26 protein-coding genes are annotated in these 26,577 nt (G+C 64.8%); 7 read left to right on the plus strand and 19 right to left on the minus strand.

What is annotated here, in order from left to right; translation table 11 throughout:
* Positions 1-7 precede the first annotated feature (7 nt).
* On the minus strand, positions 8-988 hold the full coding sequence (locus J3S28_RS02015) for an ABC transporter substrate-binding protein (RefSeq protein ID WP_207836830.1): 981 nt from the start codon (positions 986-988) through the stop codon (positions 8-10).
* A 115-nt stretch (positions 989-1,103) separates the two neighbouring features.
* Here J3S28_RS02015 and J3S28_RS02020 point away from each other — a divergent pair, with 115 nt between their 5' ends.
* Positions 1,104-1,880 carry an SDR family oxidoreductase gene (locus J3S28_RS02020; RefSeq protein ID WP_207836840.1) on the plus strand — a complete coding sequence of 259 codons (777 nt, stop codon included), beginning with the start codon at positions 1,104-1,106 and terminating at the stop codon, positions 1,878-1,880.
* An 86-nt stretch (positions 1,881-1,966) separates the two neighbouring features.
* Here the strand turns inward: J3S28_RS02020 and J3S28_RS02025 are convergent, their stop codons facing one another.
* The 3 genes from J3S28_RS02025 to J3S28_RS02035 all read right to left on the minus strand — a co-directional run bounded on the left by J3S28_RS02025 (position 1,967) and on the right by J3S28_RS02035 (position 6,205).
* Positions 1,967-2,812 (minus strand): HpcH/HpaI aldolase/citrate lyase family protein, encoded by an 846-nt coding sequence (locus tag J3S28_RS02025; protein ID WP_207836842.1) that lies wholly within the window; start codon positions 2,810-2,812, stop codon positions 1,967-1,969.
* Positions 2,813-2,926: 114 nt separating this feature from the next.
* Positions 2,927-4,759, minus strand: a complete 1,833-nt coding sequence (locus J3S28_RS02030) for an acyl-CoA dehydrogenase (RefSeq protein WP_207836853.1) — start codon at positions 4,757-4,759, stop codon at positions 2,927-2,929.
* Between the two features lie 189 nt (positions 4,760-4,948).
* Positions 4,949-6,205, minus strand: a complete 1,257-nt coding sequence (locus J3S28_RS02035) for an APC family permease (protein ID WP_207836856.1) — start codon at positions 6,203-6,205, stop codon at positions 4,949-4,951.
* Positions 6,206-6,307: 102 nt separating this feature from the next.
* Between J3S28_RS02035 and J3S28_RS02040 the strand changes: the two genes are divergently transcribed.
* Positions 6,308-7,027: a GTP pyrophosphokinase gene (locus J3S28_RS02040; protein WP_207836859.1), complete on the plus strand. Its 720-nt coding sequence runs from the start codon at positions 6,308-6,310 to the stop codon at positions 7,025-7,027.
* Positions 7,028-7,110: 83 nt separating this feature from the next.
* Here J3S28_RS02040 and J3S28_RS02045 read toward each other — a convergent pair whose 3' ends face one another.
* Positions 7,111-7,884 (minus strand): deoxyribonuclease IV, encoded by a 774-nt coding sequence (locus tag J3S28_RS02045; RefSeq protein ID WP_207836861.1) that lies wholly within the window; start codon positions 7,882-7,884, stop codon positions 7,111-7,113.
* 153 nt (positions 7,885-8,037) lie between these two features.
* Between J3S28_RS02045 and J3S28_RS02050 the strand changes: the two genes are divergently transcribed.
* Entirely contained in the window at positions 8,038-9,438 is a 1,401-nt protein-coding gene (locus J3S28_RS02050; RefSeq protein ID WP_207836863.1) for a WS/DGAT/MGAT family O-acyltransferase, read from the plus strand.
* Here the strand turns inward: J3S28_RS02050 and J3S28_RS02055 are convergent.
* A complete protein-coding gene (locus J3S28_RS02055; protein ID WP_207838108.1) occupies positions 9,383-10,222 on the minus strand; it encodes an alpha/beta fold hydrolase in 840 nt (279 codons plus the stop codon). The two genes, J3S28_RS02050 and J3S28_RS02055, sit on opposite strands and share 56 nt — an antisense overlap.
* A 197-nt stretch (positions 10,223-10,419) precedes the next feature.
* Here J3S28_RS02055 and J3S28_RS02060 point away from each other — a divergent pair, with 197 nt between their 5' ends.
* A complete protein-coding gene (locus J3S28_RS02060) occupies positions 10,420-10,704 on the plus strand; it encodes a hypothetical protein (RefSeq protein ID WP_207836865.1) in 285 nt (94 codons plus the stop codon).
* Here J3S28_RS02060 and J3S28_RS02065 read toward each other — a convergent pair.
* From J3S28_RS02065 to J3S28_RS02080, 4 genes are all read right to left on the minus strand, one after another.
* Positions 10,701-11,117 carry a PaaI family thioesterase gene (locus tag J3S28_RS02065; protein ID WP_207836875.1) on the minus strand — a complete coding sequence of 139 codons (417 nt, stop codon included), beginning with the start codon at positions 11,115-11,117 and terminating at the stop codon, positions 10,701-10,703. The genes J3S28_RS02060 and J3S28_RS02065 overlap by 4 nt on opposite strands.
* Before the next feature lie 94 nt (positions 11,118-11,211).
* Positions 11,212-12,468, minus strand: coding sequence for an oxygenase MpaB family protein (locus J3S28_RS02070; protein ID WP_372435926.1), 1,257 nt, complete (start codon positions 12,466-12,468; stop codon positions 11,212-11,214).
* A complete protein-coding gene (locus J3S28_RS02075; protein WP_207836878.1) occupies positions 12,465-13,583 on the minus strand; it encodes a DNA adenine methylase in 1,119 nt (372 codons plus the stop codon). Before J3S28_RS02075 ends, J3S28_RS02070 begins: the two co-directional genes overlap by 4 nt.
* A gap of 66 nt (positions 13,584-13,649) precedes the next feature.
* The gene (locus tag J3S28_RS02080; RefSeq protein ID WP_023960130.1) at positions 13,650-13,865 is read right to left on the minus strand and encodes a hypothetical protein; all 216 of its coding nucleotides are present in this window, start codon (positions 13,863-13,865) and stop codon (positions 13,650-13,652) included.
* Between the two features lie 219 nt (positions 13,866-14,084).
* Here J3S28_RS02080 and J3S28_RS02085 point away from each other — a divergent pair, with 219 nt between their 5' ends.
* Positions 14,085-15,131 (plus strand): phosphatase PAP2 family protein, encoded by a 1,047-nt coding sequence (locus J3S28_RS02085; protein WP_237341029.1) that lies wholly within the window; start codon positions 14,085-14,087, stop codon positions 15,129-15,131.
* A gap of 23 nt (positions 15,132-15,154) precedes the next feature.
* Here the strand turns inward: J3S28_RS02085 and J3S28_RS02090 are convergent, their stop codons facing one another.
* Entirely contained in the window at positions 15,155-16,180 is a 1,026-nt protein-coding gene (locus tag J3S28_RS02090) for a DMT family transporter (RefSeq protein ID WP_307796761.1), read from the minus strand.
* A gap of 117 nt (positions 16,181-16,297) precedes the next feature.
* On the opposite strand from J3S28_RS02090, the gene J3S28_RS02095 reads away from it, so the two are divergent.
* Positions 16,298-17,464: an ATP-grasp domain-containing protein gene (locus tag J3S28_RS02095; RefSeq protein ID WP_207838111.1), complete on the plus strand. Its 1,167-nt coding sequence runs from the start codon at positions 16,298-16,300 to the stop codon at positions 17,462-17,464.
* 89 nt (positions 17,465-17,553) lie between these two features.
* Here the strand turns inward: J3S28_RS02095 and J3S28_RS02100 are convergent, their stop codons facing one another.
* The 5 genes from J3S28_RS02100 to J3S28_RS02120 all read right to left on the minus strand — a co-directional run bounded on the left by J3S28_RS02100 (position 17,554) and on the right by J3S28_RS02120 (position 21,745).
* Positions 17,554-18,390 (minus strand): alpha/beta fold hydrolase, encoded by an 837-nt coding sequence (locus J3S28_RS02100; protein ID WP_207836890.1) that lies wholly within the window; start codon positions 18,388-18,390, stop codon positions 17,554-17,556.
* Positions 18,391-18,403: 13 nt separating this feature from the next.
* Positions 18,404-19,222 (minus strand): acyl-CoA thioesterase domain-containing protein, encoded by an 819-nt coding sequence (locus J3S28_RS02105; RefSeq protein ID WP_307796762.1) that lies wholly within the window; start codon positions 19,220-19,222, stop codon positions 18,404-18,406.
* Between the two features lie 12 nt (positions 19,223-19,234).
* Positions 19,235-20,554, minus strand: a complete 1,320-nt coding sequence (locus J3S28_RS02110) for an MFS transporter (RefSeq protein WP_207836894.1) — start codon at positions 20,552-20,554, stop codon at positions 19,235-19,237.
* Positions 20,551-21,186, minus strand: a complete 636-nt coding sequence (locus J3S28_RS02115; RefSeq protein ID WP_207838116.1) for a GntR family transcriptional regulator — start codon at positions 21,184-21,186, stop codon at positions 20,551-20,553. Before J3S28_RS02115 ends, J3S28_RS02110 begins: the two co-directional genes overlap by 4 nt.
* 121 nt (positions 21,187-21,307) lie before the next feature.
* Positions 21,308-21,745, minus strand: a complete 438-nt coding sequence (locus tag J3S28_RS02120; protein ID WP_207836897.1) for a hypothetical protein — start codon at positions 21,743-21,745, stop codon at positions 21,308-21,310.
* Positions 21,746-21,812: 67 nt separating this feature from the next.
* Here J3S28_RS02120 and J3S28_RS02125 point away from each other — a divergent pair, with 67 nt between their 5' ends.
* Complete coding sequence (locus J3S28_RS02125) at positions 21,813-23,294, plus strand: YibE/F family protein (RefSeq protein ID WP_207836900.1); 1,482 nt, start codon at positions 21,813-21,815, stop codon at positions 23,292-23,294.
* 6 nt (positions 23,295-23,300) lie between these two features.
* On the opposite strand, the gene J3S28_RS02130 is transcribed toward J3S28_RS02125, so the two are convergent.
* The 3 genes from J3S28_RS02130 to J3S28_RS02140 all read right to left on the minus strand — a co-directional run bounded on the left by J3S28_RS02130 (position 23,301) and on the right by J3S28_RS02140 (position 26,540).
* Positions 23,301-24,293 carry a fumarylacetoacetate hydrolase family protein gene (locus J3S28_RS02130; protein WP_207836902.1) on the minus strand — a complete coding sequence of 331 codons (993 nt, stop codon included), beginning with the start codon at positions 24,291-24,293 and terminating at the stop codon, positions 23,301-23,303.
* A complete protein-coding gene (locus J3S28_RS02135) occupies positions 24,290-25,234 on the minus strand; it encodes an MBL fold metallo-hydrolase (protein ID WP_237340925.1) in 945 nt (314 codons plus the stop codon). Before J3S28_RS02135 ends, J3S28_RS02130 begins: the two co-directional genes overlap by 4 nt.
* Before the next feature lie 133 nt (positions 25,235-25,367).
* Positions 25,368-26,540, minus strand: a complete 1,173-nt coding sequence (locus J3S28_RS02140; protein ID WP_207836905.1) for a DUF418 domain-containing protein — start codon at positions 26,538-26,540, stop codon at positions 25,368-25,370.
* Positions 26,541-26,577: the final 37 nt, after the last annotated feature.

Consider the following 26,577-nt stretch of genomic DNA (forward strand, 5'->3'; position numbering starts at 1 on the left):
CTCGGTCCTACTCGACGCGGTCTGCGACCAGCGGGGGCACGGTGTCGAGTGCGTACTGGACCGACAGCACAGAGTTGGTGGAGTAGGCACGCGAGATCGTCGTGTCATCGAATACCAGGTAGCGTCCGGCCGCGACAGCCGGGATCGCCCTGAAGACGGGTTCTGCTTCGACCTCGGCGGCGGTGCGCCCGATGGGAAAGACGACCAGCATGTCGGCGTCGAGCAGCTGCAGGTTCTCCTCGGCGACGGGGATCGAGAAGCCCTTGGCGTCGGCAGGATCGATTGCAGGGTTGGCGACGAACCCGAGTTTGCGCATGAACGCCACCCGCTCGGTGTCGGGTGCGTAGGCGCCCCACCCGTTCCCGGACCGCGCCGCGACGGTCACCGTCTTCCCCTGGAAACCAGGGTTCTGGGCTGCGACCTCTGCGAATCGGGTGTCCAGCTGAGCAACGAGTTCGTCGCCCTTCTCCGGAACGCCGAGGGCTTGCGAGACCAGCGTCACCTGCTCTTCCAGCGTTGTCTTGTAGCTGTCCGCCCCCGCGGGCAACGCGACGGTAGGCGCGATCTCCTTCAGGGTGTCGTACCGCTTCTGGTCGCCCGAACTCTTGGTGTCGAGGATGAGGTCGGGCTCGAGGGCGAGGATCTGCTCGAACGAGGGCTCCCGGGTGGCGATGATCTCCGGGGGAGAGTCGTACAGGCCGGCTGCCCAGGGGCCGACCCCGTCGCCGCCGAAGTCGAGCCAGTCGCTGGCTCCGACGGGCTGCACTCCGAGTGCCAGCGCGGTTTCCGCATCGCCCCACCCGAGCGCGACCACCCGTGTCGGTGGCTCCTCGATGGTGACCGGCCCGAATTTGGTGTCGACGGTGACGGGGTACGAGCCGGATGCCGAACCGGACGACGACGGTTCGTTGCTGGTCGAGTTGCTGGAGCAACCGGCGACCAGGAGGAATGCAAAGGTGGTGAGGCAGAGAACTATGCGGCGAAACATGTATGAAGGTTAGCCTTGCCAACAATGTGCGAACTAGGGGGGTGAGACGGCCGCGACCGGTCTGCGATATGCCGGGCACTTGAACCGAACAAGCGCTCGGCCATATGGTGCGGTGGTGGAAATCAATGGAGCAAGTGCAATCGTTACGGGTGGGGCATCGGGAATCGGTGCCGCGGTGGCGCGTCAACTCGCCGCCTTGGGTGCCAAGGTCGTCATCGCCGACCTGCAGGCCGACAAGGGCGAGGCGCTCGCCAAGGAGATCGGTGGGGCATTCGTCAGCGTCGACGTGACCAAGACCGAGCAGATCGAGGCAGCCGTCAACAAAGCGCTCGAACTGGGACCGGTTCGTGCGCTGGTGAACTCGGCGGGGATCGGGTCGGCGCAGCGAACCATCGGCCGCGATGGCGAGTTCTCGTCGGCGCACGACATCGAGGCCTTCAAGAAGGTCATCAACATCAACCTGATCGGTAGCTTCGACGCGACCCGGCTGGCAGCGACCGCCATCAGCCGCAGCGAGCCCACCGAGACCGGCGAAAAGGGTGCAATCGTGTCCCTCGCCAGCGTGGCCGCCTTCGACGGACAGATCGGACAGGCCGCCTACTCGGCGTCCAAGGGCGGCATCGTCAGCCTGACCCTGACCGTGGCCCGCGATCTCGCAGCCGCAGGAATCCGGAACAACACCGTCGCCCCGGGCCTGATCGAGACCCCGATCTACGGCACCGGCCCCGAATCGGAGGCATTCAAGGCCAAGCTGGGCGAGAGCGTGCTCTACCCGCGCCGTCTCGGTACCCCTGATGAACTGGCCTCGATGGTCGTCGAGCTGATCACCAACTCGTACATGAACGGTGAGGTCGTCCGCGTCGACGGCGGCGTTCGCCTCCCACCGAAGTAACCCCTGCACGCACAAACCCACCCGTTCCGGTCAAAACCACGAGGCGCACACCCTTGGTGTTGCCTAGAGCGGGTGGGTTTGCCGGCTCAGGACGGTACTACGCCGAATTCGCTGGCGAGCTCCGTGATTCGCTCGGCGCGTTTGAGGCGGGGGAGGTCGCTGCCGTCGCGGACGACGCGTCCGCGGGCCTCGAAGTCCGAGAGGAAGCCGGTTGCCCAGGCGGTGTCTTCGGGGCTCGGGCTGATGACGGTGTTGATCACACCCGTGTGGGCCGGATCGAGGCACAGCTTGCCGGTGAGTCCGAATGACACACTCGTAGAAGTCTTTTGCCGCAGAACCGCCTTGTCGTCGGTGACCGCGGGCCCGTCGATGGGTCCGGTCAAACCGGCCACTCGGCTGGCGACCACCAGTCGCGAGCGGGGATACGCCATCACCAGATCGTCTGCGTCGGTGGCGGTGTCGCGCCGGTAGTCGCCGCTGCCGAAGGCCAGTCGCAGGACCCCGCGCCGGCGGGCGATGTCGACGGCGTTCTCGATCCCCATCGCCGACTCTATGAGCGGTATCACCGGCACCCGCCCGCCGAGTCGGTCATAGGTCTCGTCGACTTGATCGGGGTATTCGGTTTTGGCCAGCATGACGCCGCCGAGTCCCGATGCGCCGCGGAGATGATCGACGTCCTCGGACCAGAACGGCGTGGTCCGGTCGTTGATCCGAACCCAGGCGCCGGCGCCGCGGAGCCAGTCGGCGACGCTGTCGCGGGCACCGCATTTCGCGGCCGGATCGACGGCGTCCTCTATGTCGAGGATGATCTGGTCGGCCTGCGATCGAGCGGCCGCCATGTACGCGGGCCGGACCGAGGCGTTCACCAACAACCAAGAACGAGCGATGGTTGCGTCGATGCGGGGGCGGGGCTGCACATCATCTGGTGACATGTGGTCAGTGTGACGACGCCGGTGACGTCAGTCATCCTTGTGTGCATTTCGTTCATGTGCAACGAAAAAGTGGGCCGTCCCCCGACCGGGCCGACCCACTTCTTCGTCAGATTGCTAGAACGATGCTTCGTCCAGCTCCATGACGTCATTGTCGATCTTCTCGACGATGCCCCGCGTTGCGGTGAGGTCCGGCAGCACATTCTTCGCGAAGAACGTTGCCACGGCAACCTTGCCGTTGTAGAACGCGGTGTCCGCCTCGGAGGTACCTGCATCCAGGGCGTTGAGTGCGACCTCGGCCTGCCGCAGCAGGAGCCAGCCGATCATCAGATCTCCGACGCCCATCAGGAACCGGACGCTGCCCAGTCCCACCTTGTACAACTCACTCGGCTGCTCCTGGGCACCCATGAGGAAACCGGTCAGGGTCGCCGCCATGCCCTGGACGTCGTCGAGTGCGGTCTTGAGCAACGCACGCTCGGTCTTGAGCCGGCCGTTGCCCGCCTCGGACTCGATGAACGTGCTGATCTGTCCGGCGACATGTGCGAGGGCCTGGCCCTTGTCGCGGATGATCTTGCGGAAGAAGAAGTCCTGAGCCTGGATTGCGGTGGTGCCCTCGTACAGCGAGTCGATCTTGGCGTCGCGGATGTACTGCTCGATGGGGTAATCCTGCAGGAAGCCGGAGCCACCCAGGGTTTGCAGCGATCCGATCAGCTGCTCGGAGGCCCGCTCGGAGCCGACGCCCTTCACGATCGGGAGCAGCAGATCGTTGACGCGGAAAGCCATTTCCTTGTCGGCCCCGGACACGAGCTTCGCGGCAGCGAGGTCCTGGTGGGATGCGGTGTACAGGTATACCGCACGCAGGCCCTCGGAGTACGCCTTCTGCATCATCAGCGAGCGGCGTACGTCCGGGTGATGGGTGATGGAGACGCGAGGCGCTGCCTTGTCGGTCATCTGGGTCATGTCTGCACCCTGGATGCGCTCTTTTGCGTACTCGAGGGCGTTCAGGTACCCGGTGGACAGGGTGGCGATCGCCTTGGTGCCCACCATCATTCGAGCGTGCTCGATGACGTCGAACATCTGCGCGATGCCGTCGTGTACCTCGCCGACGAGCCAGCCCTTGGCCGGGACGCCGTGCTGGCCGAACGTCAGTTCGCAGGTCGCCGAGACCTTGAGGCCCATCTTGTGCTCGACACCCGTGACGAAAACGCCGTTGCGCTCGCCGAGCTCACCGGTCTCGTGGTCGAAATGGAACTTGGGGACGAAGAACAAGGACAGTCCCTTGGTGCCCGGGCGCGCGCCTTCGGGGCGGGCCAGGACCAGGTGGATGATGTTCTCGGTCATGTCCTGGTCGGCCGAGGTGATGAACCGCTTCACGCCGTCGATGTGCCAGGTGCCGTCGTCCTGCTTGATGGCCTTGGTGCGGGCGGCGCCGACGTCGGATCCGGCGTCGGGCTCGGTGAGGACCATGGTGGCGCCCCAGCCGCGCTCGGCGCTGATGGTGGCCCACTTCTTCTGCTCTTCGGTGCCGTTGTTGTAAAAGATGTTGGAGAAGCCTGCGCCCGCGGCGTACATGAAGGCCGCCGGGTTGGCGCCGAGCAGCAGTTCACCGATCGCCCAGTACAGCGACCGCGGGGCGGGCAGGCCGCCGAGTTCTTCTTCGATGCCCAGTTTGTCCCAGCCACCGTCGATCATGGTCTGGTACGACTTCTTGAACGATTCGGGGATCGTGACGCTGTGGTCCTCGGGGTTGAACACCGGGGGATTGCGGTCGGCATCGGCGAAGGATTCGGCCAGTGGGCCCTCGGCGAGGTTCTTCACCTCGCGGAGCATGTCGATGGCGGTCTCTTTGTCGAGATCGCCGAAGTCACCGCTGGCCAGGACCTCCTCGAGCTGGAACAGCTCGAACAGGTTGAAGTGGAGGTCGCGGAGATTGCTCTTGTAATGCCCCATTGCAGAATCCTTTGCAATCGTTGAACTGCTGTCGAAGTCGGGTGGCGAGTCGAACGCAGTCAGGCGTTCGGGCGCTATGTTACTCGCCAGTAACAACACAAATATACATCCGGATATTCCGGCGCACAAACGCAATGTCGATAACTAAAGATGACGTGCACCACACGAAAGACCCTTGATACAGGTGGGTCACGGCCGGCTGCGCGCCGCGAAAGCGCAGGCCCCGACCACCAGCACCACCACTCCGGCCACGACGGTGCTCAGACTCAGGCTGAAACCCAGCGCCAGGCATCCGATGACACCGAACGCAGGCAACACCCTGGCCGAGGCGACGCCGCGACGGGATGGCTCGCGACCTGCCAGCGACCATGCGCTCGCGTTGGCGACGGCGTAATAGACGAGCACGGAGAACGCAGAGAACCCGATGGCGTCCCGGACGTCCAGGGTGGCCACCAGGACGCCGACGACGATCCCGACAGCGATCTCGGCGTGCCGCGGAACGGCGTATCGCGGGTGGACCGTCGCGAGGATGCCGGGCAGGTAGCGGTCTCGGGCCATCGCCAGCGTCGTCCGGGACACCCCGAGGATGAGGGTCAGCAGCGCTCCGAGCGCGGCCACCGCGGCGCCGATCCGCACCACCGGCGCGAGGCCGTCGTGACCCGACAGCTGGACCACGTCGACGAGAGGCGCCGACGACCCGCTCAGCGCGGTGTGCCCGACAACCAGCAACGCGGTGACGCCCACCAGTGCGTAGAGCGTCAGGACGATGACGAATGAGATGGTGATGGCGCGCGAGATGGTGCGCTCGGGGTCGCGGACCTCTTCGCCCAGGGTGGCGATGCGGGCATACCCGGCAAACGCGAAGAACCAGAGGGCGGCGCCGCCGAGCACACCGCTGACGGTCGAGCCGCCGAGGTCCAGACGGTCGGTCGCGACGGCGGAGGAGGTGAGGCCGACGACGACCACCAGCACGAGGACAATTACCACCACCGCGACGATGAGCCGAAGTGCCCAGGCGGACTTGCTGATCCCGAAACAGTTCAGGGCGGTGAACGCGAGAACGGCGACCACCGCGACGGCGTGGGCCTGTTCGGGCCAGAGGTAGTACCCGGCCGTGAGCGCCATGGCGGCACAGGAGGCGGTCTTGCCGACCACGAAGCTCCAGCCGGCCAGATGTCCCCAGAACCGACCTAGTTCCTCTCGGCCATAGACGTAGGTACCTCCTGCGGCCGGGTATGCCGTCGCGAGCCGGGCGGACGAGCGGGCGTTGCAGTAAGCGACTGCGGCCGCGAGGCCGAGCGCGAGGAGCACCCCGGGGCCGGCGGTCGCGGCGACCGGTGCCAGGGTCACGAAGATGCCTGCGCCGAGCATCGCACCCAGGCCGGTGAGTACCGCGTCGGTGACACCGAGGCGGCGGTGCAGGGCCGGTTGTCCGGCAGTGCTCATCCGTGGCCACTCTCTCGATCGCATGTGTTCATCGTTCCCACACCGCCGCCAACCACCAAATGAACTTCTGGGGTCCGGACGCGGTCGGGCACGATGGAGGGCATGAGTGACGTGGTCGACGACGCAATCGAAGGACGTTCCCCAGACGGGCCGCTGGTCCGCTGGATGGCTGCCGAAGGCGGCGATCGGGACCTCGCCCCCGCTGACTTGATCGAGATCGGCCACGGACTGCGCAAGTTCATGCTGCCGTTCCAGTTCGCGATCAACGAGATCGTCACCAAGATCGAGATCCTTCGCGATGAGTTCGCCTACCTGAACGATTACAACCCGATCGAGCACATCAGCTCTCGGGTCAAGAGCCCGGAGAGTCTGCTCGCGAAGGCAAACCGGCGCGGCATACCGGTGGACCCGGAATCGCTGCAAAATCAGCTCGACGACATCGCCGGCGTACGGGTGACCTGCAGCTTCATCACCGACGCCTACCGGCTGACCGAGTTGTTGTGTGCCCAACCCGACGTGATGACGCTGCAGACCAAGGACTACATCGCCAACCCGAAGCCCAACGGCTACCGCGGACTGCACACGATCGTCGAGACTCCGGTCAACCTGAGCACGGGTCAGATCCCGGTGAAGGTCGAGCTCCAGGTCCGGACCATCGCAATGGACTTCTGGGCCAGCCTGGAGCACAAGATCTACTACAAGTACGACAAAGCCGTCCCGACCCATCTACTCGATGAACTGACCGTCGCCGCCGACACCGCGAACACTCTCGACGAACGGATGCAGGCCATCCGGAACGAGATCCACGGCAGTAGACCCTGAGATCGTCCCCCTGAGTGGGTGCCGAGGGCTATATGCCCGTGGGGGCTGCGCTCGGGGACGATCTCAGGGGAAAACAGAGCAGATCAGGCCAGGGCCTTCTTCAAGTAGGCGATGTCGTCGGCGAGCCCCTCTTCGGGCGTCTCGAGGATGACCGGGGCACCGGCGGCCTTGATCACGGCGACCAGGACCTCGGGATCGATCTGGCCCTTCTCGAGATTGTCGTGCCGGTCGCGTCCCGAATCGAACTCGTCGCGCGAGTTGTTCAGGTGGACCAGGTCGATGCGGCCGGTGATGGCCTTGACGCGCTCGGCGATGTCGACGAGATCTTCGCCGCCGGCCCAGGCGTGGCAGGTGTCGAGGCAGAAGCCGGCGTTCTCGTATTCTCCGACCGCATCCCAGAGGCGGGCGATGTTGTCGAGGCTGCGGGCCATGGCGTGATCGCCGCCGGCGGTGTTCTCGATCAGGATGGGGACGGGGAAGCCGCCCTTCTCGTTGGCGCGCTCGAAGAGCTTGCGCCAGTTCTCGTATCCGTCTTTGGCGTCTTCGTCGTCGCGGAGATGACCGCCGTGGACGACGAGTCCGAACGCGCCCAGTTCTTTGGCTGCCAGGGCTTGATTGATGACGGCCTGCCGGGACGGCATGCGCAAGCGGTTGTTGAGGCTCGCGACGTTGATGCGGTACGAACTGTGGACCACCACGTCGATCGGCGAGTCACGGATTTCCGCGGCTTTGGGATGTGGTTTCGGCTTGCCCCACTCCTGTGGATCTGTGACGAACATCTGTAACAACTCGGCGCCGAGTTCCTCGGCCCTGCCGATCGGATCACTGTCTTGTCGTACGTGGGCACCAATGCGCATGTCACCAGCTTAGGACGTGCTCACCCCTGCATTTGCCACACGGTGTTGTCTATTTGCTTGACGGCCGTATTTTTATCGAGGTTCCTCAGGTAAATCTGGGCCGGTGAGCGCACAGTGGACTTCGATGACTGTCCCGGGGAGAAGGTGGCGTGAATGGAACGCTTGAGTGGGCTCGACGCATCGTTTCTCTATCTGGAGACGCGATCGCAGCTGATGCACATCGTGGGTTTGATCGAGCTCGACCCGACCACCGTCGAAGGCGGCTATTCGTTCGAGAGGATGCGCGACGAGCTCTCGCGACGGATCGGCGCGCTGCCGACATTCCGGCGCAAGGTGCGCGACTCGATCGTCAATCTCGATCATCCGGTCTGGGTGGAGGACCGGCACTTCGACATCGAGCGGCATGTGCACAGGGTGGCCGTGCCTGCTCCGGGTGGGCAGCACGAGCTGGCCGAGTTCTGCGCCCATATCGCGGGGGTCCCACTCGACCGCAGCAAGCCGCTGTGGGAGATGTGGGTGATCGAGGGACTTGCCGACGGCAAGATCGCTGTGCTGCTCCGCATGCATCACGCCGGGGTGGACGGGGTGACGGCCTCGGATCTGCTGGCCCAGCTGTGCACCCTCACACCCGAGCCGCCCGAGCTGGACAAGGAAGTCCTGGCCCACACGGCAGGCGATGCGTCCTTCGCCGGGCTCGCGCTGGACGGTGCATGGCAGGTGGCGCGCCGCCCGCTCAGTTTTGCCAGGCTGTTGCCGAAGACCGCGCAGCTCCCGTTCGACTGGATCGCACGAGCGCTGCGGAACGAGGCGATGCCTGCCCCGTTCCGCGCGCCGCGGACCTCGTGGAACAAATCGATCACTGCGCATCGCAGTATCGCGTACACGCAGGTCTCGCTGAGCGACCTCAAGCGCATCAAAGATCACTTCGACGTCAAACTCAACGACGTGGTGCTCAGTGTGTGCTCGGGTGCGCTGCGCGACTACCTCGACAACAATGACGAACTGCCGGACCAGCCACTGGTCGCGATGGTCCCGGTGTCGGTGCACGGGGAGAGCGACGCCGGTCTCGTCACCGAGGGGACCAACAAGGTGACGGGGATGTTCACCAAACTGCCGGTCGAGATCGCCGACCCGGTGGAGCGGATCAAGGCCATCGGTTCGCAGGTGCGCACGGCCAAGGACCATCACGGGTCGATGGACTCGAACCTGCTCCGCGGCTGGGCGCAATTCGTACCGCCTGCGACGCTGGGCATGGCGATGAAGCTGTACTCGTCGCAGGAACTGGCCGAACGGCATCCGGTGATCTACAACCTGGTGATCTCGAACGTGCCCGGACCGGACTTCCCGCTGTATTACCTCGGCGCCAAGATCGAGGCGATGTATCCACTCGGGCCGGTGTTCCACGGGGCGGGCATGAACATCACCGTGTTCTCCCAGAACGGTCTGCTCAACATCGGTGTCATCGCGTGCAAAGAGTTGGTACCCGACCCATGGCCGATCATGAGGGCGTTCGAGGAAGAGGTGAAGTCGCTGCTAGAAGCCTGCGATCCCTGACCTGATCGGCTGTGTGCCGGGCGGCGTCGAGGAATTTCTGGATGAACCGATCTGCCTCGAGCACGCAGCACGCGTGGCCGCCGTCGACCTCGTAGGTGGCCACGCCCGGGATGTTGTCGGTCAGAATGCGCTGGCGCCAGAGGGGGATGACCCGGTCCTTGAGTGAGACCAGCACTGCGGTGGGGATGTCGATCTCGGCAAGCCAGGATTGAGAGTCGAAGTGGCTCATGCCATCTCCGAGTATTCCGAGGCGCGAGACCGGAGTCGACAAGAATTGCCGCATCGCCCAGACGGTGTCGGGTACGGAGGTGTCGTCGAGTTTGGCGGCGTTCGGCTGGATGTGCGGCGGGTGGATGAGCTTCATGATGCGGCCGACGTTCGACATGTTGGTCTGCCGGGCCGGATCGTTGCTGCCGAAAAACGGTCCGGTGGAACACAGGATCATCGCGTCGACGCGGTCGGGGTGGCGTCGCCAGGTGATCTGGGAGATGCCTCCACCCATCGAGAAGCCTGCGGCGGTGAAGGTGTCGATACCCAGGACGTCGGCCAGAGCCACGACGTCGTCGGCGCAGTCCTCGAGATCGAACGGGGCACTGCGGATCCCGCGGCCGTGCCACCTCTGATCGAGGGTGATCACCCGGAACTCCTTGTTGAGAGCGGGGATCAGCGGGTACCAGCACAGCAGTCCGTTGGTCAGGACCGAGTGCAACAAGAAGATGGCCGGTTTGTCTCGGGGGCCCGAGTCGGTGACGTAGGTCGAGCCGCGTCCGGGTAGGTAGACCATGTGGCCGCGGGGCAGATCGCGGACCGGATACGGCTCGATGAGGCGGTCGACCCGGCGAAGTATCTGATCGCGGGCGGTGGTGAGGGCACTGTGCACCGAACCGAGGCTACTGATGATGCCGAATGCGCGCTTGTGTCTGCCTACTCGGAGTAAAATCAGGGTTTCGTCCGGTATTCCTGGCGAACCTAGGAGTCATCATGCATTCAGGAACTGCACTGCACCTACGGAGAAGTCTTGTATGGCCGGCCGGTTGGCTCGCCTTCTTCACAACATTGGCCGGAGCGGCCGCCACCGCACTGACGATCATCACCCTCGCCAGCGAGCATTTCGTCGAGGCTGCCGTCGCCGGCGGGTGTGCGATCGGATTGTTCGCCATCGCGATCACGTCCTTCAAATCGATGTCGCACATCGCAGACGCGCACACCCGCGAGGTCGAGGCCAGACGCGATCACGCCGTCTACCGAGCGCGTTATCCGCTCTAGCTCGGCAGCGGGATGTTCTGCAGGCGCAGCTGCCCGCGAGCGAGTTCTTTGCCGCGCGACTCGTCGGTGATGGTGACGAGCCACAATTGCTGCGTGCGTCCTTGCACGATGGGCTCGGCAAGCACTCGCGCCCGGCTGCCGCCGGTGCTGGACCGCAGGAAGTCGGTGCTGTTGTGCAGCCCCACGGCGAACTGACCGCGATCGTGGACGGCCGCGCTGGCGCCGACGCTGCCTGCTGATTCGACGATCGTCGTGTACACGCCGCCGTGCACGACGCCCCAGGGCGTCAAGTGGTCCGCGCCGAGGTCGACGTACCCGGACACTCGTGTGCCGGATTGCTCCTCGATGACAAACCCGGTGACCTGGAGGAATGCGCTCATGTCGGTCAGTGCGGTGCTCGGCGACTCGGTCATCACCTGACTTTAGACATTGAAAGTCAGGTCCGCAAGACTCGGAATCGATGACATGCCCACGCGGGCAGGTGCCGCGCGTCGCAGCCGCCGCGGTCTAACGCCGCAACGCCGCGCCGGCATCGAACTGCTCGGCCCGCCGACCGGACTGCCACCGGTGCCATCGCTGCCAGCGGTGCACTGCCCCCTGCTGGAGACGCTCATCGATCGCGGGCGAGAAGCGGCGGGCGATCTCGCCGATTGCGGTCAAGGGTGCGCGCAGCAACAGGAGAGCCAAACCTGGCCAGGGGGAGGGCAATTCGTAATTGCGCCGATTCCACGGCAGCATGAACAATTGCGTGTAGCCGGCCTGCAGGGCCAGGTGATAGCGGGCGCGTGCTCGTCCGACCGCACCCATCGATGGCTGGGGTGCGAACGCCGGCACGAACGACTCGACGAGTTCAGCGCCCACGGGACCGCAATCGTGCGCGCGGGTGGCGTCGAACAGATACAGCAGCCGAATCCCCTCGGCGGCGGTCCGCGGATAGATGTCGTCGACGCGAACACCGACGAGGTGGCCGAGGTACCGATTGAAATGCAGGAGGGCCTCGATCTCGCGGGGCGAGGTGAGATACCCGACGCTGTAGAGACCCAGTCCGGGCCCCACGCTGCCGCCGAGCAGCGTGAGCATCATCTCCGCCTGGCTGATGGGCAAACCCCAACGTGCGCTGTCCCATTCGTCATGTCGGGCGACGCGAGCCCGTACCGATACGTGCATCACTCGCACCTTGAGTGAGATGTCCCTGGCGAGTGAACCCGGGGTCAGGATGGCCCCGGGCCTGCACACCTCGATCCACCATCGGCTTGTCTCGAGGTACCTGTTCAACGCGCTGGCCCCGGCATAGCCACCGGCCAGGGAGAGTGGAACCGCAAGTGAGCCCTCGGTATACGTATCCATGGTGCCCGCGTTGCCGACCGACCCGAGTGCATAACCCCACCGCCGCCAGCACGCGGCGCCTCGTTCGATCAGATCCTCCTCGACCCAGGCGGGTATCTCCTCGAACTCGTCGAACAGTGCCCGCATCTCCGGTGGGGCGTCGTCGATGGTGTCGATCCCGTCACGCAGTGCGGTCTCGAGCAGTTCGCGTGCCGCGGCCGCACCCATCGGGCCGTGATAGGTCGCCGCCACGAAGTCTTCGGCGACCGGGTCGCCCACCGTCAGCAGTTCACCGTAGCGGGCGGCGATGGAATCGCTTGGCAGCAGGTCGAACCCGGTGAACCGTTTGATGCGTCTGCGGATGCGTGCGTGCGGACCGTCGCCGGCCAGGGCCTCGACCCGGTAACAGCTGGGCATCACGGTCGGTTCGTGCGTCATGGGCGCCGGTCCACCAGATACAGGTGCTCGGTCACATGGGCGCTTCGTCCCCGCAGGTTACGGCTGCCGCGGAAGGTGTTGTGACGCTGCGTGAACTCGCTGACCGTACCGACCGCACCGAGCATGTCCCGCATCTGCGCCGGTGGTATGAATCCCTCGTCGTTGAACGAGATCAGCAGGAAGCGTGCATCGAGATCGTTGATCAGTCGTCGCAGCAACGTTGCGGCGCTCGACCGCACGTTGTATCCCGAACGGTTCCAGTCCTTGGGTATGCCGGAGATGGCGCTCATCGCCGTGGGTTCCCGATTCTCGGCGATCAGGTTGAGCATGAAGTAGTTGGACCCATACGGGTGCTGGTTGTAGGGCGGATCGAGGTAGGCGACGTCCACCGGGCCGACGACGTCAGGAAGCATTGCCGCATCCACCTGGAGTACCTGCCGCTCGCAGTGGTGATCGCTCAATACGGGTGCGGCCAGGGTGATGGCCCCGGTGATGCGCCCGAGCGCGTCGGCGCCGCTACCTCCGAACCGGCCGAGACCCGTGGCGCGATCCTTGTGGAACCCCTTGAACACCCCGGAAGTGTTGGCGTGCACCGAGGCCTCGGACAACAGCGGGCCGAGCAGCAACGTTCGCACCGGCTCCGGCTCGGCATGGATCAGCTCGATGTACGCGTCGAGTCGGCGGGCGTTCTCGCTCGTGTAGAAGACCCGCTCACCGGCCCTGATGCAGGTGTCATCGGCCGGTGCGTAGTGCTTGGCGATGAACCCGTTTGTCACGTAATCCGATTCGACCGTGCGATTGATGGCTGCCACCTTCGCGGCCAGCTCGCCGGCAGGCACCTCGTCGGCATTGGTCAAGAAGCACTCGCTGATGACCCGGGCGTAACTCTCGAGATCATTCGAGATCACCCGACGCGATCGGGCCTTGGCGAGCCGGGACACCACCCCGCTGCCGGAGAAGGCGTCGAGAAAGATCAGCGGCCGTTGCAGCTGTTCGTGGACGTGGGCGAGCGCGTCGTCGATCAGCCCCAGCAGCTGACGTTTGTTGCCGATGTAGGTGATCAGCTGGCCGCTGCGATAGGCGACGTCATCGCTGTGGACAATGGCCTCGGGCACAGATGTGACCCTATAGCTCAGCTCCACCGACGCCCTCGGTCACCGACACCGGAGACCTTCGTGCGGTCAGTCATCCAGACAGAGTTCGGTCTCGATGGAGATCGGGACGCCCGTCGCGATCAGCAGCCGGCAGGGTGCCTCGGAGTCCCGGTAGAGGTTGAGCCACTGATGGCCGCGGCTGCCGTCCGCGTAGACCGCTTCGAGCGTGCGGTTCAGCCGCGCCTCCGCTTCGTTGTTGATGATGTATCGCTGGTCGCCGTATCGCAGGTACTTGTTGGGCACGGGCGCCTCCGGAGGTCGTGTGGTCTGCTTCGTACCAGTGTGACTCAGACCACTGAGGAGGTTTGTGGCTTTCATCCGACGCGATCGACGGTCGAACGCATAGGTTATGGACGGGAACACTGAACGAACACGAGACGAACAGCGGGTGGCGGATGAGTACGGGGTGGCATGAGTACACAGGAGGCTGATCGCCCCGCTGTGTCGTCACCCGAGGTCACGATGGGTTGGCGCGAACGGTCATGGCGGAACCGGCTGACGGATCTGACGCTGTGGCGATGGGTCGCGCTCTCGGTCTGGCTGGGCGTGGTGATCTGGCATCTCGCGGTCCTCGGCCTGGCGTTCGACCGCACCCGGCTGTTGCTGCTGCTGTGCACCGGGCTGGCCGCTGCGTGCATCGGCAGACGGAATGTGCTGACCGTCCTCGTCGACTGGTTGCCGTTCGCTGCGATCCTGTTGCTGTACGACTTCACCCGCAACATTGCGCAGTGGATGGATATGCCGACCCAGTGGGCGCTGGCCATCGACTTCGATCACGCACTGTTCGGGGTGAACCCGACCGCGTGGCTCCAAAGCCAGCTCAAGCAGGATCAGCCGCCCTGGTGGGAGGTGATCACCAGCGTCGTCTACATGTCGTACTTCATCGTTCCGTACGCGGCGGCCGCGGTTCTGTGGCTGCGGAACCGGCACGTGTGGCGTCGCTACGCGGCGGGGTTCCTGCTGCTGACCTTCCTCGCGCTGATCGGATACACCCTGGTACCGGCGGCGCCGCCCTGGGCGGCAGCTCAGTGCAATGCCGTGGAGGTGCAGGACCATCCGCGTCACCCGTCGTGCATGGACCGGGCGCCCTACGCTGGTGGCGGGATGTTGGGTGAGGTCGATCCCCACCACGACGGCGCCGAGCCGTATGTGCAGCGGATTTCCGCACGCGGATGGGAAGTCCTCGACATCCATGCGGCGTCGAGTCTGTTGAAGCTCGGTCAGGCGAAGGCAAACCTGGTCGCCGCCGTCCCGTCTCTGCACGCCGGACTGACGATGTTCCTCGCGCTGTTCATGTGGCCGCGGGTGCGCGCTCTGGGCCGCACCCTGTTCCTGGGCTACGCGTTCGCGATGGCGTTCACGCTCGTCTACACGGCCGAACACTACGTCTTCGACATCGTTCTGGGCTGGGGTCTGGCTGCGCTGGTGATCGTGATCGTCAATGTGGTGGACCGCCGGATGCTTGCCCGCCGGATCCGACCGCAGGCCCCCGAGACGGTGTCGCTCTGACCGGTCAGCTGGTCCCGGGTCGGTCAGCTGCCCTTGCTGCGTTGGCTCTCCGCGTCGCGCTGCGGGGGTAGGTCACCGACGACGCCGGCCCCGGACTTCTCGTTGGACGACGTCGACCGCTGTGTGCGTCCGAGCCGCCAGCCCCCGACCGACGGCTCGGCCTCGCCGAAGTGATCGGCGTCGACCGAGCTGTACAGCGCGACCAGCACCGCGCCGACGACCGCGCCGATGAACCCGATGACGGCCAGCCAGGCGAGTCCTGGTTTGGCGCTGTCGTCGAGGAACACGACGCCGATGATCCCGGGCCCTGCGGTTTCTCCGACGACCAGCACCGCGGTGATCCCGTTCACCTGACCCAATTGCAGCGCGACCGTTTGCACGTAGAAACCGACGGCGCCGGCGATGGCGATCGTCCAGGCGGCCGGATCGGTGAGCAAGGTGACGATGTCGAACGGATCGACGCCGCGCAGGATCCGGACCGAGATGGCGATCACGCCGAACAGCAGCCCGGCTGCGGCACCTCCCACGATGGCGCCGCGCTTGCCGAGTTTGTACACCGCCAGCAGGGCCAGGGTCGCCAGCACGCAGGTGGCACCGAGCAACCCCCAGTGGAAGCTGATCTGTTCGCCTCCACCGTTCAGATGTGAGGACGACAGCCCAAGTGCACACAGAGAGAAGACGACCGTGCACATCGCGACCCAGTCGCGGCCGTGCAGGCGAATTCCCAGCACTGCGGTGCCGATGAGCGCGGTGACGATCAGATTGGCCGAGACGATGGTCTGTGAGAGGAACAGGGGCAGGAAGCGGGCGGCGACTGCGCCGGCACCGAAGCCGATCACGACCAGGGAGGTGCCGATGATGAAGTCGGGTGTCTTGAAGGTGTCGATCGTGGACGACACAGATGGTCCGCCGGCAGCCGTGAGTTGCCCGTCTTTGTGGGCATTACGGGCCTCGACAGCAGCTTTGCGTGCGCCGAGGGCACGCAGCACCGTCGATACGCCATAGGCGACCGCCGCCGCGCTGGCGAACAAGACCCCGATCAGGAACACCCGGACACCTCCGTCGCCGTCTTACGACGGCAGCCCACCCCGCGCCCGTCCGTGGGGCGGATATTAAGCTACCATGCTGCAGGTGTTAGCCATTCTTCTGCTCAGTGGTGGGGCCTGATGTCAACTCGTTCGGGCAAGAACGTGCTCATCACATTCGGCAGATCGTTTCTGACCCTTGAACTGGCGCGGCTGATGAATGCCGGCGGGCACAATGTGTTCATCGCGGATTCGATGCGATTTCCGATCTCTCGATTCTCGAACTCCGTACAGAAAGTATTTCGGGTGCCGCGCCCGAAGTTCGAACCACGTGAATACGTCGACGAAATAGCCAGACTGGTTCGGGCCGAGTCCATCGACCTCGTTATCCCGATCCACGAAGAGACCGACATTCTTGCGATGGCGCAGGATCAATTCCCGCCTGAATGCGAATTATTGCTCTCTGATTTCCTGACCGAAAATCGCCTGCACAACAAGTTCGAGTATCAGGTGCTGCTCGACAGTTTGGGAATCCCGACGCTGAAGTACGCCCAGGTGCGTTCTGCGGAGGAGTTGGCGGCACTCGACTTCGATCGGCCATTTGCGCTCAAGCAGGTTTATTCGCGAGGTTCGCAGCAGGTGTACAAAGTCAATCCGGGTGAGGTACCGGAGGGCCTCGAGTTCGATCCGCTCAATCCCTGGCTGGCGCAAGAGTGGCTCAAAGGCGACAAGTACTGCACCTATTCGGTGTGCCATCGCGGTAAAGTCTACGCGCACACCGTTTATCCGGTGCGGTATGCCATCAATGGGCAGTCCTGTCTGAGCTTTGAACCGGTAGTCCATCCAGGTATCAATGATTGGGTGGAGCGGCGGGTAAAAGATATCAATTTCACCGGTCAGATCGGCTTCGATTTCATCGAGCATCCCGATCGCGGGCTCTACACCATCGAATGCAATCCGCGGTCGACGAGTGGCATCTTGATGTTCGAACCCCACAACCGAGTAGATCGCGCGTTCTTCGGAGAGAACGACGAGGTGATCACCCCTGACCCCGATGCGCGAAAGATGCTCGGTCCCGGAATGCTGCTCTACGGCTGGCGCAAATCAGCGCTCGAAGGCAACACCCTGCGAGGGTTTGCGCGCGACTATCGGCGTACCGATGAGGTCATCAGTCAGCGTGACGACATCGGCCCGCTCGCCGGAATCCCGCTAGCCATGGGTAACATCTTGTTGAACTCCATGCGCTACAAGGTCGGACTCGCCGAGGGATTCATGCACGATCACGAGTGGGACGGCCAGCAGATCTGAGAGCGGGACTGAACCGATGAATCTATTTGGTGTGCAGTAGTTTAAGACCCAAGAAGGTTCCCTGGAATCAGTGCCAGTGGTGAGATGGGTCAGGGCCGGTGCTGACTACAGAAGGCCGTGATCCGTTCGATGCTGTCGCCGGGCCCGGTGAAGAGGCCGCCGTGGGCTGCACCGTCGATCTGGGCGAAGACCGAACCCGGGATCAGCGCAGCGGTTTCGCGCGACTGCGCCGGTGGAAAGAACAGGTCATGCTCGAAAGCCAGGACCAGTGTGGGGATGTCGATCTCGGCGAGATGTCCGGGCAGGGGTTCGCCCGCGCTGATCCATGCGTAGGAGGCCGTGAGCTGGCCCTTGAAGCCATCAGGGCTTGCCCACCCGCCATCGGACGCACTCAGGATGTCGCGCCAACTGGCCACCGTGGCGGAGTCCTGGAGCAAGGTGGTGTGCAGGGTCGTCATCAATTGTTCGAAAACCAGCACTGCCTGAGGTATCTCGCCGATCTGCTCGATGAGTCCGATTTCCATCTCGCCCACGAGGGCTCCGATGGGCGTCGGCTGTAATCCGGCGAAGAGCACTGCCGCTGAGATCAATTCAGGTCGACTGCGCAGCATGGACTGGGTCACGTAGCAGCCCATCGAGTAACCGATCACGATCGCCTCGGTGACGTCGAAATGGTCGAGTAGCGCCTCTGCGTCGCCGGCCAGATCCGCGATCGAATAGGGTGCGGGCGGGGCTGACGATGGAGACAGTCCCCGTGCGTTGTAAGAGATCACTGTAAAACCTGCATCGACCAGCGAGGCGGTCAATCCACACAGGTCCCAGACCATGGCCGGCATCCCGAGACCACCGTTGAGCAGCACAGCAGGTCCTGAGCCGACTCGACTGGCGCCCAGGGTGATTCCGCTCGCGAGCTCTACGTTCTCCATTGCCCCTCGGTGTCTAGACCCGACCGCTTCTGTTGGTGAAGTCGATCTGTGCTGCGGCATTGCTGACAGCGGTGACCATACCGGTTCCGTAGGGGCCTTTGAGGTCGTACAGGGTCGCCGTTCCCACCGAGATGCCGTCCGCGGTGAGGTGGGTATCGGCTTCGATCCCGAGTTGCGGGCCCTCCGGAAGACGGGAGAGCGCCATCGTGACGTCGCAGTTGATGTAGCCGATGCCCTCGGTGCCGAGATTGGTGACCAGACTCGTCGACTCGGCAGACTGGACCGCGTGCACGAACGGTGACGCGGGTTCGTCGGGTACGACGGCCATGGCTGTGCTCCAGGCGCGCTTACGGGCGACGTTCTGGTGGGTACCGATGCCTCGAGTCCAGTCGGTGTCGTCGGTCTGCATCCAGGGGTGGCGCGACCGGGAATCGTCGGCGACCGCCTCCTCCGGTGGCGTGAATGTGGTCGACGAATGCCATTCGCTGCCCGGAGGGGGGCCTGACCTGCGTAGGAACACGCTTGTCGCGCGAGCGACGACGACGTCTTCTTGCATGACCTCGACATCGGCGACCTTGATTCGTCGACCGGAACGGACCAGGCGGGTGTGCAGCGTCATTGGCTGGTTCTTCGCGGACTTGAAGAGATCGAACGTCAGCCGTGCGGGGACGAAGTCGGGGTCGGAGAACTCTTGCTCGAGAACCCGCGCCGCCGCCGAACACACAGCCGGTCCGTTGAGCGAATCCGCACCCCATGCGCTCATCGACCACTTGGTGGGGATCAATGCATCGTCGCCGGGTCGGATGCTGAAGAAGCTGAATGGGTCAGACACCAATCGATAGTGTCAGAGCCGCGCTGACATCGCCGGATCGGGTGTGGCCGGTGCGCCGGACGGGTGGCGCCGGGCGCTTCGGGTGACGAAGAGCAGGGTTGCCGCGGCAGCGACCGCACCGAACCCAAACATCCACGGGTAGGTCACGGCGGGGATGTACTCGTGTAGATACGCCAGGGTCGCGGGCACCGCGAACCCGAGGTAGGTGAGTGCGTAGTACACGGCGGTGAGTCCGGCGAGGTCGCCGGGACCCGCGATGCGCTGGACCTCCGACAATCCTGCCACCAGTGCGATTCCATACCCCGCGCCCAGGACCACGGCGGCAAGCAAGACGGCCCAGATCGTCAACAGCGCCGAAGCCGCTGCGGCAGTACCCATCCCGAGAATCAGCAATGTCAGCGCCACCTGGCCGGCCCGGGCGGAGTCAGGCCGGTCGATTCGCCTGGCCACCGTCTGGATGGCGAAACCACAACTCAGCGTCACGACAGAGATGAGGGCCGCGAACGCCATCGGCGCCGCGTCGACCTCCGGTGCTATCAGCGACGGCAAAATTGCCTGGCATCCGATGGCCGCCCCGAACACCCAGGGCGCCAACGGCACGACCACCAGCAGGAATCGGGCATGACCTGCGGATGGGATCTTCAGATCGGACAGCAGACCCGACCGCGCGCCCGCCGTTCTCGGCTTCGTCTCCGGTAGATGGTCGAGCTCCGCCTTCGGCTTCGTCTCCGGTCCATTGTCGAGCTCCGCCTTCGGCTTCGTCTCCGGCACATTCCACACCCACGCCGCGCCGACCAGGCAGATCGCAGCGTTGAGGACGTACGAGAACGCGTGCGGCCAGGGCCCCCACTCGGCAAGAACGCCCGCGGTTCCTGCGCCGATGCCGAACCCGGCCGTCAGGCTCATGGCGGCACGCTTCGCGCCGCTGCCGACCCCTGCGTAAGAGTATGGGGGACTCGACAACTCCTTGAGCCAACTGGTGCCCACCGCCATTGCCAGCCCGATGGCGATGCCACCGAGGATCCGGCCGATGGCGAGCAAGAAGACGCCATCGGTGGCAACTGCCAGCACCAGCGAGCCGGCCGCTGCGATGAACGCGGCGGGACGCATGAGCGGACGACGTCCGTAACGGTCGGACAGCGGACCGCCGATCAGCAGTGCCGGGATCATGCCGAGTACATAGGCGAAGAGCAGTACATCCACCGTGGGCCCGGACATCTCGTACTCGTGCTTGTAGAACACCAGCAGTGGGGTGAACTCGTTGCCACCCCAGGCGATCGCGAACATCGCCGCGCACACGCCGAACCATGACCTGGGCGTCGCGTCCTTCATGACGGTGGCCTGCGTAGATCGTGCACCGCGGTCAGGTGTGCCGACAGTGTCTCGGAGAAGCCCCCCACGTCACCGTTCTCGATCAGGTCGGTCAGCTCGATGTGGTGTTTGATGATCCGCTGCATCTGGGCGTGGTCGCGCTGCACCGATGCACTGGTCATCCGGAGCTGACGGTCACGGAGCGTGTCGTAGAACGCCGAGAGCAGGGGGTTGCCCGCCGCTTGCACAAAGATGCGGTGGAAGGTGGCGTCCTCCTTGGTGAAGGCATCGACGTCGCCGGCGTCGGCATGCGTGATGTGCCGCTCGATACCGGCACGCAGTTCCCGCACGACTCCGGAGCGGTCGGTACCGGCCAAGATGCGGACCGCGCCCGTCTCCACCAAGAAGCGTGCACCGATCACATGTTCTGCCTCATCGGGTGGCACCGGGACGATCAGTGCCCCGCGTTTCGGGTAGAGCTTCATCCAGCCTTCGGCCTCGAGGCGCAGGAAGGCCTCACGTACGGGGGTGCGCGACATCTCGAGCGAGGCGGCGACCTCGCCTTCGCTGATCAGCTCACCACCGGCGAGGGACCCGGACAGGATCCGGTCTTTGACGCGGCGATAGGCACGCTCAGCCGCAGACAACGAAATAGACACAACTTGTATCTAAGCACAATCGGGCGTCACGAGAATCCGCGCCACCTGCGTGCGTACGCGACAGTTACAACCGGCGCGTACGCACGCAAGCCGCGCGAATTGTGAGAAGGAAGGCTCAGCGCCCGGTCGGTTCCGGGGATTGGTGCAGGTGGCGAGTGGCCGCGTCGCGGAAGACGACCGCTCTGCGGTGCTGGCCGGCGGCTGCTAGGACGTCGGCGGTCCGGGTGCAGAGCTGTGCGGCCTCGTCGCGGCGGCCCAGACCCTCGAGGGTGGCGATCATGTGATCGGTGACGTCGAGGGTGTCGGGGTCGGTCGGTCCGTGGGTGAACGTGTATTTGGCGAGTAGATCGCGGCACATGGGTTCGCAGTCAGCCCACAGCTTCAGTCGCACCTGGCAGCGGATCACGTCGTGCAGATTGGACAGGCACATCAACGAGTACGGGCCCTCGCGGCGGCAGCGGATCTCGCGGAGCACTGAGAACTCGGCGAGCGCGTGGGTGTACTCACCGGCTGCAAACAGCTCGGTGGCCTCGCGCTGCATTTCGTCGAGCACGTGACCATCATCGCGTACGGACGCGCTCCGCTGTGGGGATTCTCCGATATCTGCCTATGGTGACCGGATGAGCCGAGCATCTGGACCTGACCAGCCGCACAGTCATCAGCACAGTCACGGAGACGCAGCGAAGCGGAGCTCGACCCACAGCCACGGAGACGCAGCGAAGCGGAGCTCGACCCACAGTCATGGCCTGGTGGATGTGGATCTACATCCGGTGGTGGCGAAGGCGGTGGTCGGGCTCCTGGCGGCGAGTGCGCTCGCGGTCATCGCGGGACTGATCATGCTGTGGCCTGGCGACCGCGACCATGATGTTCCCGTCATCTTCCAGTCGTCGGGCGGTGGTTCGGTGCAGATCGAATCCGGGCAGGTGGTGGCCCAGGCGACGGCGGATTGTCTGAACCCGCAGTCCGGCAAGGTATTCGCGGGGGACCCCGCGGTGCTGACCGTGAAGAACGGGCCCTGCATCCAGAACACGGTGGCGCTCTCCAGCGGTCCGAACGAGGGCGCCAACACCCTCATCGAGGTTCCGACGAACCGGGTCCAGGCGGGCGTTCAGCAGGACGCCGGCAGCGATGAGCTCACTCCCGAACAGCTGGCCAAACCGCAAGCCGGCCAACCGGATCTGAGTATCGGTGACGAGATCAAGCTGTCCCGGTCGGCCGGGGTGGACGGTGCCGACACCTACGCGTACTTCGACCACGAACGGTCGACGTCTGTCCTGGTCTGGGCGCTGGTGTTCGTCGCGGCCATCGTGTTCGCGGCCTCGTGGCGCGGATTGCGGTCGGTGATCGGTCTGGTTTTCGCGTTCGTGGTGCTGTTCGGATTCACCTTGCCGTCGATGCTCGACGGGAAGTCGCCGGTGGCCGTGGCGATCGTGTCGTCCGCCGCGATCCTCTTTGTCGTGATCTATCTGGCGCACGGGGTGAGCCTGAGAACCAGCGCGGCGTTGCTCGGAACGTTGGTGTCGCTGTTGTTGGCCGGCTTCCTGTCGTGGCTGTCGATCGAGACGATGAACATCACAGGCCTGGGGCAGGACCAGACGACCAACCTGCAGATCTACAACAACGCGATCTCTGTTGATGGGATCTTGTTGGCCGGTTTCATCATCGGTGCACTCGGGGTGCTCAACGACGTGACGATCACGCAGGCGTCGGCCGTATTCGAGCTTTCCGCGGCGGACGGCGGAGATCGCGTACAGACGTTCACCGCGGCGATGCGGGTAGGACGTGATCACATCGCCAGCACCGTCTACACCCTGGTGTTCGCGTACGCGGGCAGCACGTTGCCGCTCCTGCTGCTGTTCTCGGTGTCGGGACAATCGTTCTCGACGCTGATCACCACCGACCTGGTGGCCGTCGAACTCGCCCGTTCGTTCGTCGGTGGTATCGCGATCGCGCTGTCGGTGCCGCTGACCACGGCCGTCGCCGTGATGTTGACCAGTACGGGTAAGACCGCGACACCGTCGCACCATGAGCCCGCCCCGCGCACCCGCACTCCCGAATCCCCTGAGCGGCGCTCGGGCGGTAGGCACTCGCTCCCGGAGTGATCCGGTTCAGCTGGGATCTGCGACCGTGTTCGTGACCGAGCCGATCGAATCGATCGACAGGGTCACCTCGTCGCCGGGTGAGATCCACCTGTTCAACTCGAGGCCGCAACCATTCGGCAAGGTGCCCGAGGTGATCAGTTCTCCGGAGTGCAGGTTTTCGGACTGGCTGGCGTAGGCCACCACTTCGCCGGGGCTGTAACGCAATCCGCGGGTACTGGTCGACGACCACCGCTCACCGTTCACGTGCACGGTCGCGCCGAGTTGGTCGATCTTCGGCAACACCTCGTCGGCGGTGACAACCACCGACCCGATAGAACTGCCGAACGTCTTGGCCTTGACGACGGGTCCGAATACACCGTTGCGCTGCTCTTCCCATTGCACGTCCCGGGCACTGAAGTCGTTGAAGACCACGAAACCGCCGATGGCCGCAGCGGCCTTCTCGGGGGTCGCGTCCCGGACGGGATGTGCGAGGATCATGCCGAACTCGAGTTCGAAGTCGAGTTCGGTGGTGTAGGCAGGCCACGGCATCGGCTCGCCGTCACCGATGACGGTCAGGTGATTTCCCGTGTAGTAGACGGGGTGATCGTAGAACGCAGGTTTGGGGCGCAGTGGTGGAAACACCTTGCGGGTCAGACGTTCATAGCCTCGGGAGACCGGCCGGGCTGCCGGGAGGTTGCGATCGAGGAGTCTGTGCGCTGCTCTGATCCAGTGTTCCTCCCAGCCAAGGGAGCAGCGCAGTGAACTGGGGTAGTAGGGGAGCGCGGGGGCGGGATCAGGCGCCACGCCAACGCCTTCGGCGGCCGCCCAGTCAACCAGTTCGATGATTCGAGCCCTGGAATGATCGCCCGTTGCCAGTAGCGCCAACAGATTTGCCGGCAGGTGCGACAGTTCGTCGAGACCGCTGCGGGCGTCGAGTGCCGCACGCAGGCTGACCCAACTCCGGGTCGGCTCGTGCAAGATCGCCAGGGATGCGGGTTCACTCAGCCGCCGGATCTTCACCGCGCGAGCTCACGTTGCAGGGTTCCGGCGTCGGCGAAGGCGCGCGCCCGCCGGGCGAAGGTCGGCGGCGCGGGCTGCCGGCCGTCCCACAGGCGGTACAGGGTGCCGAGGTTGACCACGATGCGCTCCGACGATCCCCATTGCGAGAACGGCGTGAACTCCGCACTCCGCAGCATCTCCCGTGCGGCACGGAGCGGTGGTGTCCCGTCGACGAAGTGTGCTCTGCCGGCCTCCTCGACCCACTGCCAGTAGTCGCGGAGAAGCTCGATCTCTGTGCGCCCACAGATCGGTCCGTGTCCGGGCACGTACGTCTCGGCGTCGAGGCCGATCATGTGATCGAGTGCGTCCGTCCAATTACCCAGCGGCCCATGCCAGATGATCGGGGTGGAGCCGATGAACAGCAGGTCGCCGCTGAACACGACGCCGGCGTCGGGTAGATGGATGATGAGGTCGCCGGGCGTGTGCGCGGGGCCGAGGGTGCGTAGATGGGTATCGCGACCACCGACGGTGATCGTCTCGGTGGTCTCGAATGTGTGGTCGGGCAGGCGTGGCAGCCTGCGAGGCAGGTCGGCGCCACCGGTCACCTGTCTCATGTAGCGGCCGAGCGACCCGGCAGGTCCGGGGAGGACACCTGCGACGGCGCCGAGTGCAGAGAACCGCGCCACCGCACCGGGCGGGGTCTCGTCGGTCATCGCTTCCAGGGACGCGACCGAGGTGGTGATGCGCGCAGCCGCCGGCAGCGTGCCGTTGCCCCACCAGTGGTCACCATCGGAGTGGGTGTTCACGGCCTCGGTGATGGGCACGCCAGCGGTCAATTCGGCGGCGGCCTCGGCGAGTGCGCGCGCCCGCGGCCGGTCCCAGGCGGTGTCGATGACCATCGCTGCGTCGTCGCCGACCACCAACCCCGTGTTGGTCTGTCCCCAGCCGCCGGGTAGATCCATGAAAGCGTATGTACGTCTGTCGATTTGGGTGACGGTGTCGTGCCGAACTGGCATCGGGGTGTCCTAGCGTGGGTTCTACTCGACCCGCCGATCGCGTGCAGTGCAGTGCGATAAGTGGCCGCGGCAACTGTTCTCACTCTACCGATTGCCCGGCGACTGCAGACGTGTGTCTGCGACTACCGGAGCTCCGCACCGCGATCGAGGCGATCAGGCGTTCGAGCGGACCCCGACCGAACCGGTGGATCCAGAGGGAGGAGAGGGCGATGGCGACCGCCGTGAACAGCAGCCAGGTCCAGAAGTTCTGCCACGGGTAGTCGCCCGAGGCGCCGCGTCCGGTCACCGAACACAGCACGAAGACGGCCACGATGTGGACGCTGTACACGGTCAGTGCCATCATGCCGGTGGCCCGCAGCGGGAAGTTCCAGGGCGAAGGTCGCGGGCAGAGAATCAGGCAGCCCCCGATGACGACCATGCTGATACCCGCCGAACCGAACACGTCGAACGGCGTGCCCGAATGGGCGTCCGCTCCGAGGAGTCCGAGCAGGTCGGACCAGGTCCAGCGGAAGCCCTCGCCCGGATTGTCGTAGGGCGCGAAGAACTTCGACGGGGGTTCGAACCGACGATCCGGATCGACGGTGTCCTGGAGCTGCACGAGCGCGGCAGACAGTAGATACGCGGCGGCAGCAATACCTGCCCCGAACCCGATCATCCGCCGAGCAACCGTGGGAGAGCGAAGGTCGAGTCGCCCCAGTCCGAGGCCGAGCAGCAGATACGCGGACCAGATGAGCGCCGGATAGCCGCCGCTGATCAGGATGTCGGACAAGGCGTTGTACGGAGAACCCCATGCGCCGATCGCGGCGTGCAGGGGCGGGACGATCGCCGGCATCACCATGGCCAGCACGCCTGCTGCGATGAACAGGGTTCGCGGCGGCACGCGAAGGAGCGGTAGGGCAACGACAAACAGGAAGCTGTACATCACCAGGATGACCAGGATCGGGGTGCCGAGCGTCTGCAGCAGTCCGCCGAGCAAGAAGATGCAGCAGGCCCGCACGAGGAGCTGATGGCGTGCGATCACCAGTTGTTCCGGTGTTCGTGGCCGGGTGCCACCGGTGACGAGCGCGATCGAGACGCCGGCCAGTACGGCGAACGTGACCGCGGAGTGTCCTTGAACCAGCGACCCGTAGGTGGCCGGATCGGTCCAGCGCAGATCATCGAGGTCGAGGATGTGGGCGGCGAACATGCCCAGGACCGCCAGCGCCCGGGCGACGTCGACACCGGGGATCCGTGTCGTTCGATCGACCTTCATCAGTTCATCTTCGCTCAGACAGCTGTTAGCGTCCGAA

The sequence above is a fragment of the Williamsia soli genome, from assembly GCF_017377795.1.
In the GTDB taxonomy this organism is placed as follows: Bacteria; Actinomycetota; Actinomycetes; order Mycobacteriales; family Mycobacteriaceae; genus Williamsia; species Williamsia soli.

Excerpts from the sequence above, each read along its gene's own strand:
- J3S28_RS02040 (WP_207836859.1), top strand. The coding sequence starts at position 6,308 with ATGAGTGACGTGGTCGACGACGCAATCGAAGGACGTTCCCCAGACGGG.
- J3S28_RS02100 (WP_207836890.1), bottom strand. The coding sequence starts at position 18,390 with ATGGAGAACGTAGAGCTCGCGAGCGGAATCACCCTGGGCGCCAGTCGA.
- J3S28_RS02025 (WP_207836842.1), bottom strand. The coding sequence starts at position 2,812 with ATGTCACCAGATGATGTGCAGCCCCGCCCCCGCATCGACGCAACCATC.
- J3S28_RS02035 (WP_207836856.1), bottom strand. The coding sequence starts at position 6,205 with ATGAGCACTGCCGGACAACCGGCCCTGCACCGCCGCCTCGGTGTCACC.
- J3S28_RS02045 (WP_207836861.1), bottom strand. The coding sequence starts at position 7,884 with ATGCGCATTGGTGCCCACGTACGACAAGACAGTGATCCGATCGGCAGG.
- J3S28_RS02055 (WP_207838108.1), bottom strand. The coding sequence starts at position 10,222 with ATGGTCTACCTACCCGGACGCGGCTCGACCTACGTCACCGACTCGGGC.
- J3S28_RS02030 (WP_207836853.1), bottom strand. The coding sequence starts at position 4,759 with ATGGGGCATTACAAGAGCAATCTCCGCGACCTCCACTTCAACCTGTTC.
- J3S28_RS02060 (WP_207836865.1), top strand. The coding sequence starts at position 10,420 with ATGCATTCAGGAACTGCACTGCACCTACGGAGAAGTCTTGTATGGCCG.
- J3S28_RS02135 (WP_237340925.1), bottom strand. The coding sequence starts at position 25,234 with ATGGATCTACCCGGCGGCTGGGGACAGACCAACACGGGGTTGGTGGTC.
- J3S28_RS02140 (WP_207836905.1), bottom strand. The coding sequence starts at position 26,540 with ATGAAGGTCGATCGAACGACACGGATCCCCGGTGTCGACGTCGCCCGG.
- J3S28_RS02015 (WP_207836830.1), bottom strand. The coding sequence starts at position 988 with ATGTTTCGCCGCATAGTTCTCTGCCTCACCACCTTTGCATTCCTCCTG.
- J3S28_RS02065 (WP_207836875.1), bottom strand. The coding sequence starts at position 11,117 with ATGACCGAGTCGCCGAGCACCGCACTGACCGACATGAGCGCATTCCTC.
- J3S28_RS02050 (WP_207836863.1), top strand. The coding sequence starts at position 8,038 with ATGGAACGCTTGAGTGGGCTCGACGCATCGTTTCTCTATCTGGAGACG.
- J3S28_RS02070 (WP_372435926.1), bottom strand. The coding sequence starts at position 12,468 with ATGACGCACGAACCGACCGTGATGCCCAGCTGTTACCGGGTCGAGGCC.
- J3S28_RS02085 (WP_237341029.1), top strand. The coding sequence starts at position 14,085 with ATGGGTTGGCGCGAACGGTCATGGCGGAACCGGCTGACGGATCTGACG.
- J3S28_RS02110 (WP_207836894.1), bottom strand. The coding sequence starts at position 20,554 with ATGAAGGACGCGACGCCCAGGTCATGGTTCGGCGTGTGCGCGGCGATG.
- J3S28_RS02095 (WP_207838111.1), top strand. The coding sequence starts at position 16,298 with ATGTCAACTCGTTCGGGCAAGAACGTGCTCATCACATTCGGCAGATCG.
- J3S28_RS02125 (WP_207836900.1), top strand. The coding sequence starts at position 21,813 with ATGAGCCGAGCATCTGGACCTGACCAGCCGCACAGTCATCAGCACAGT.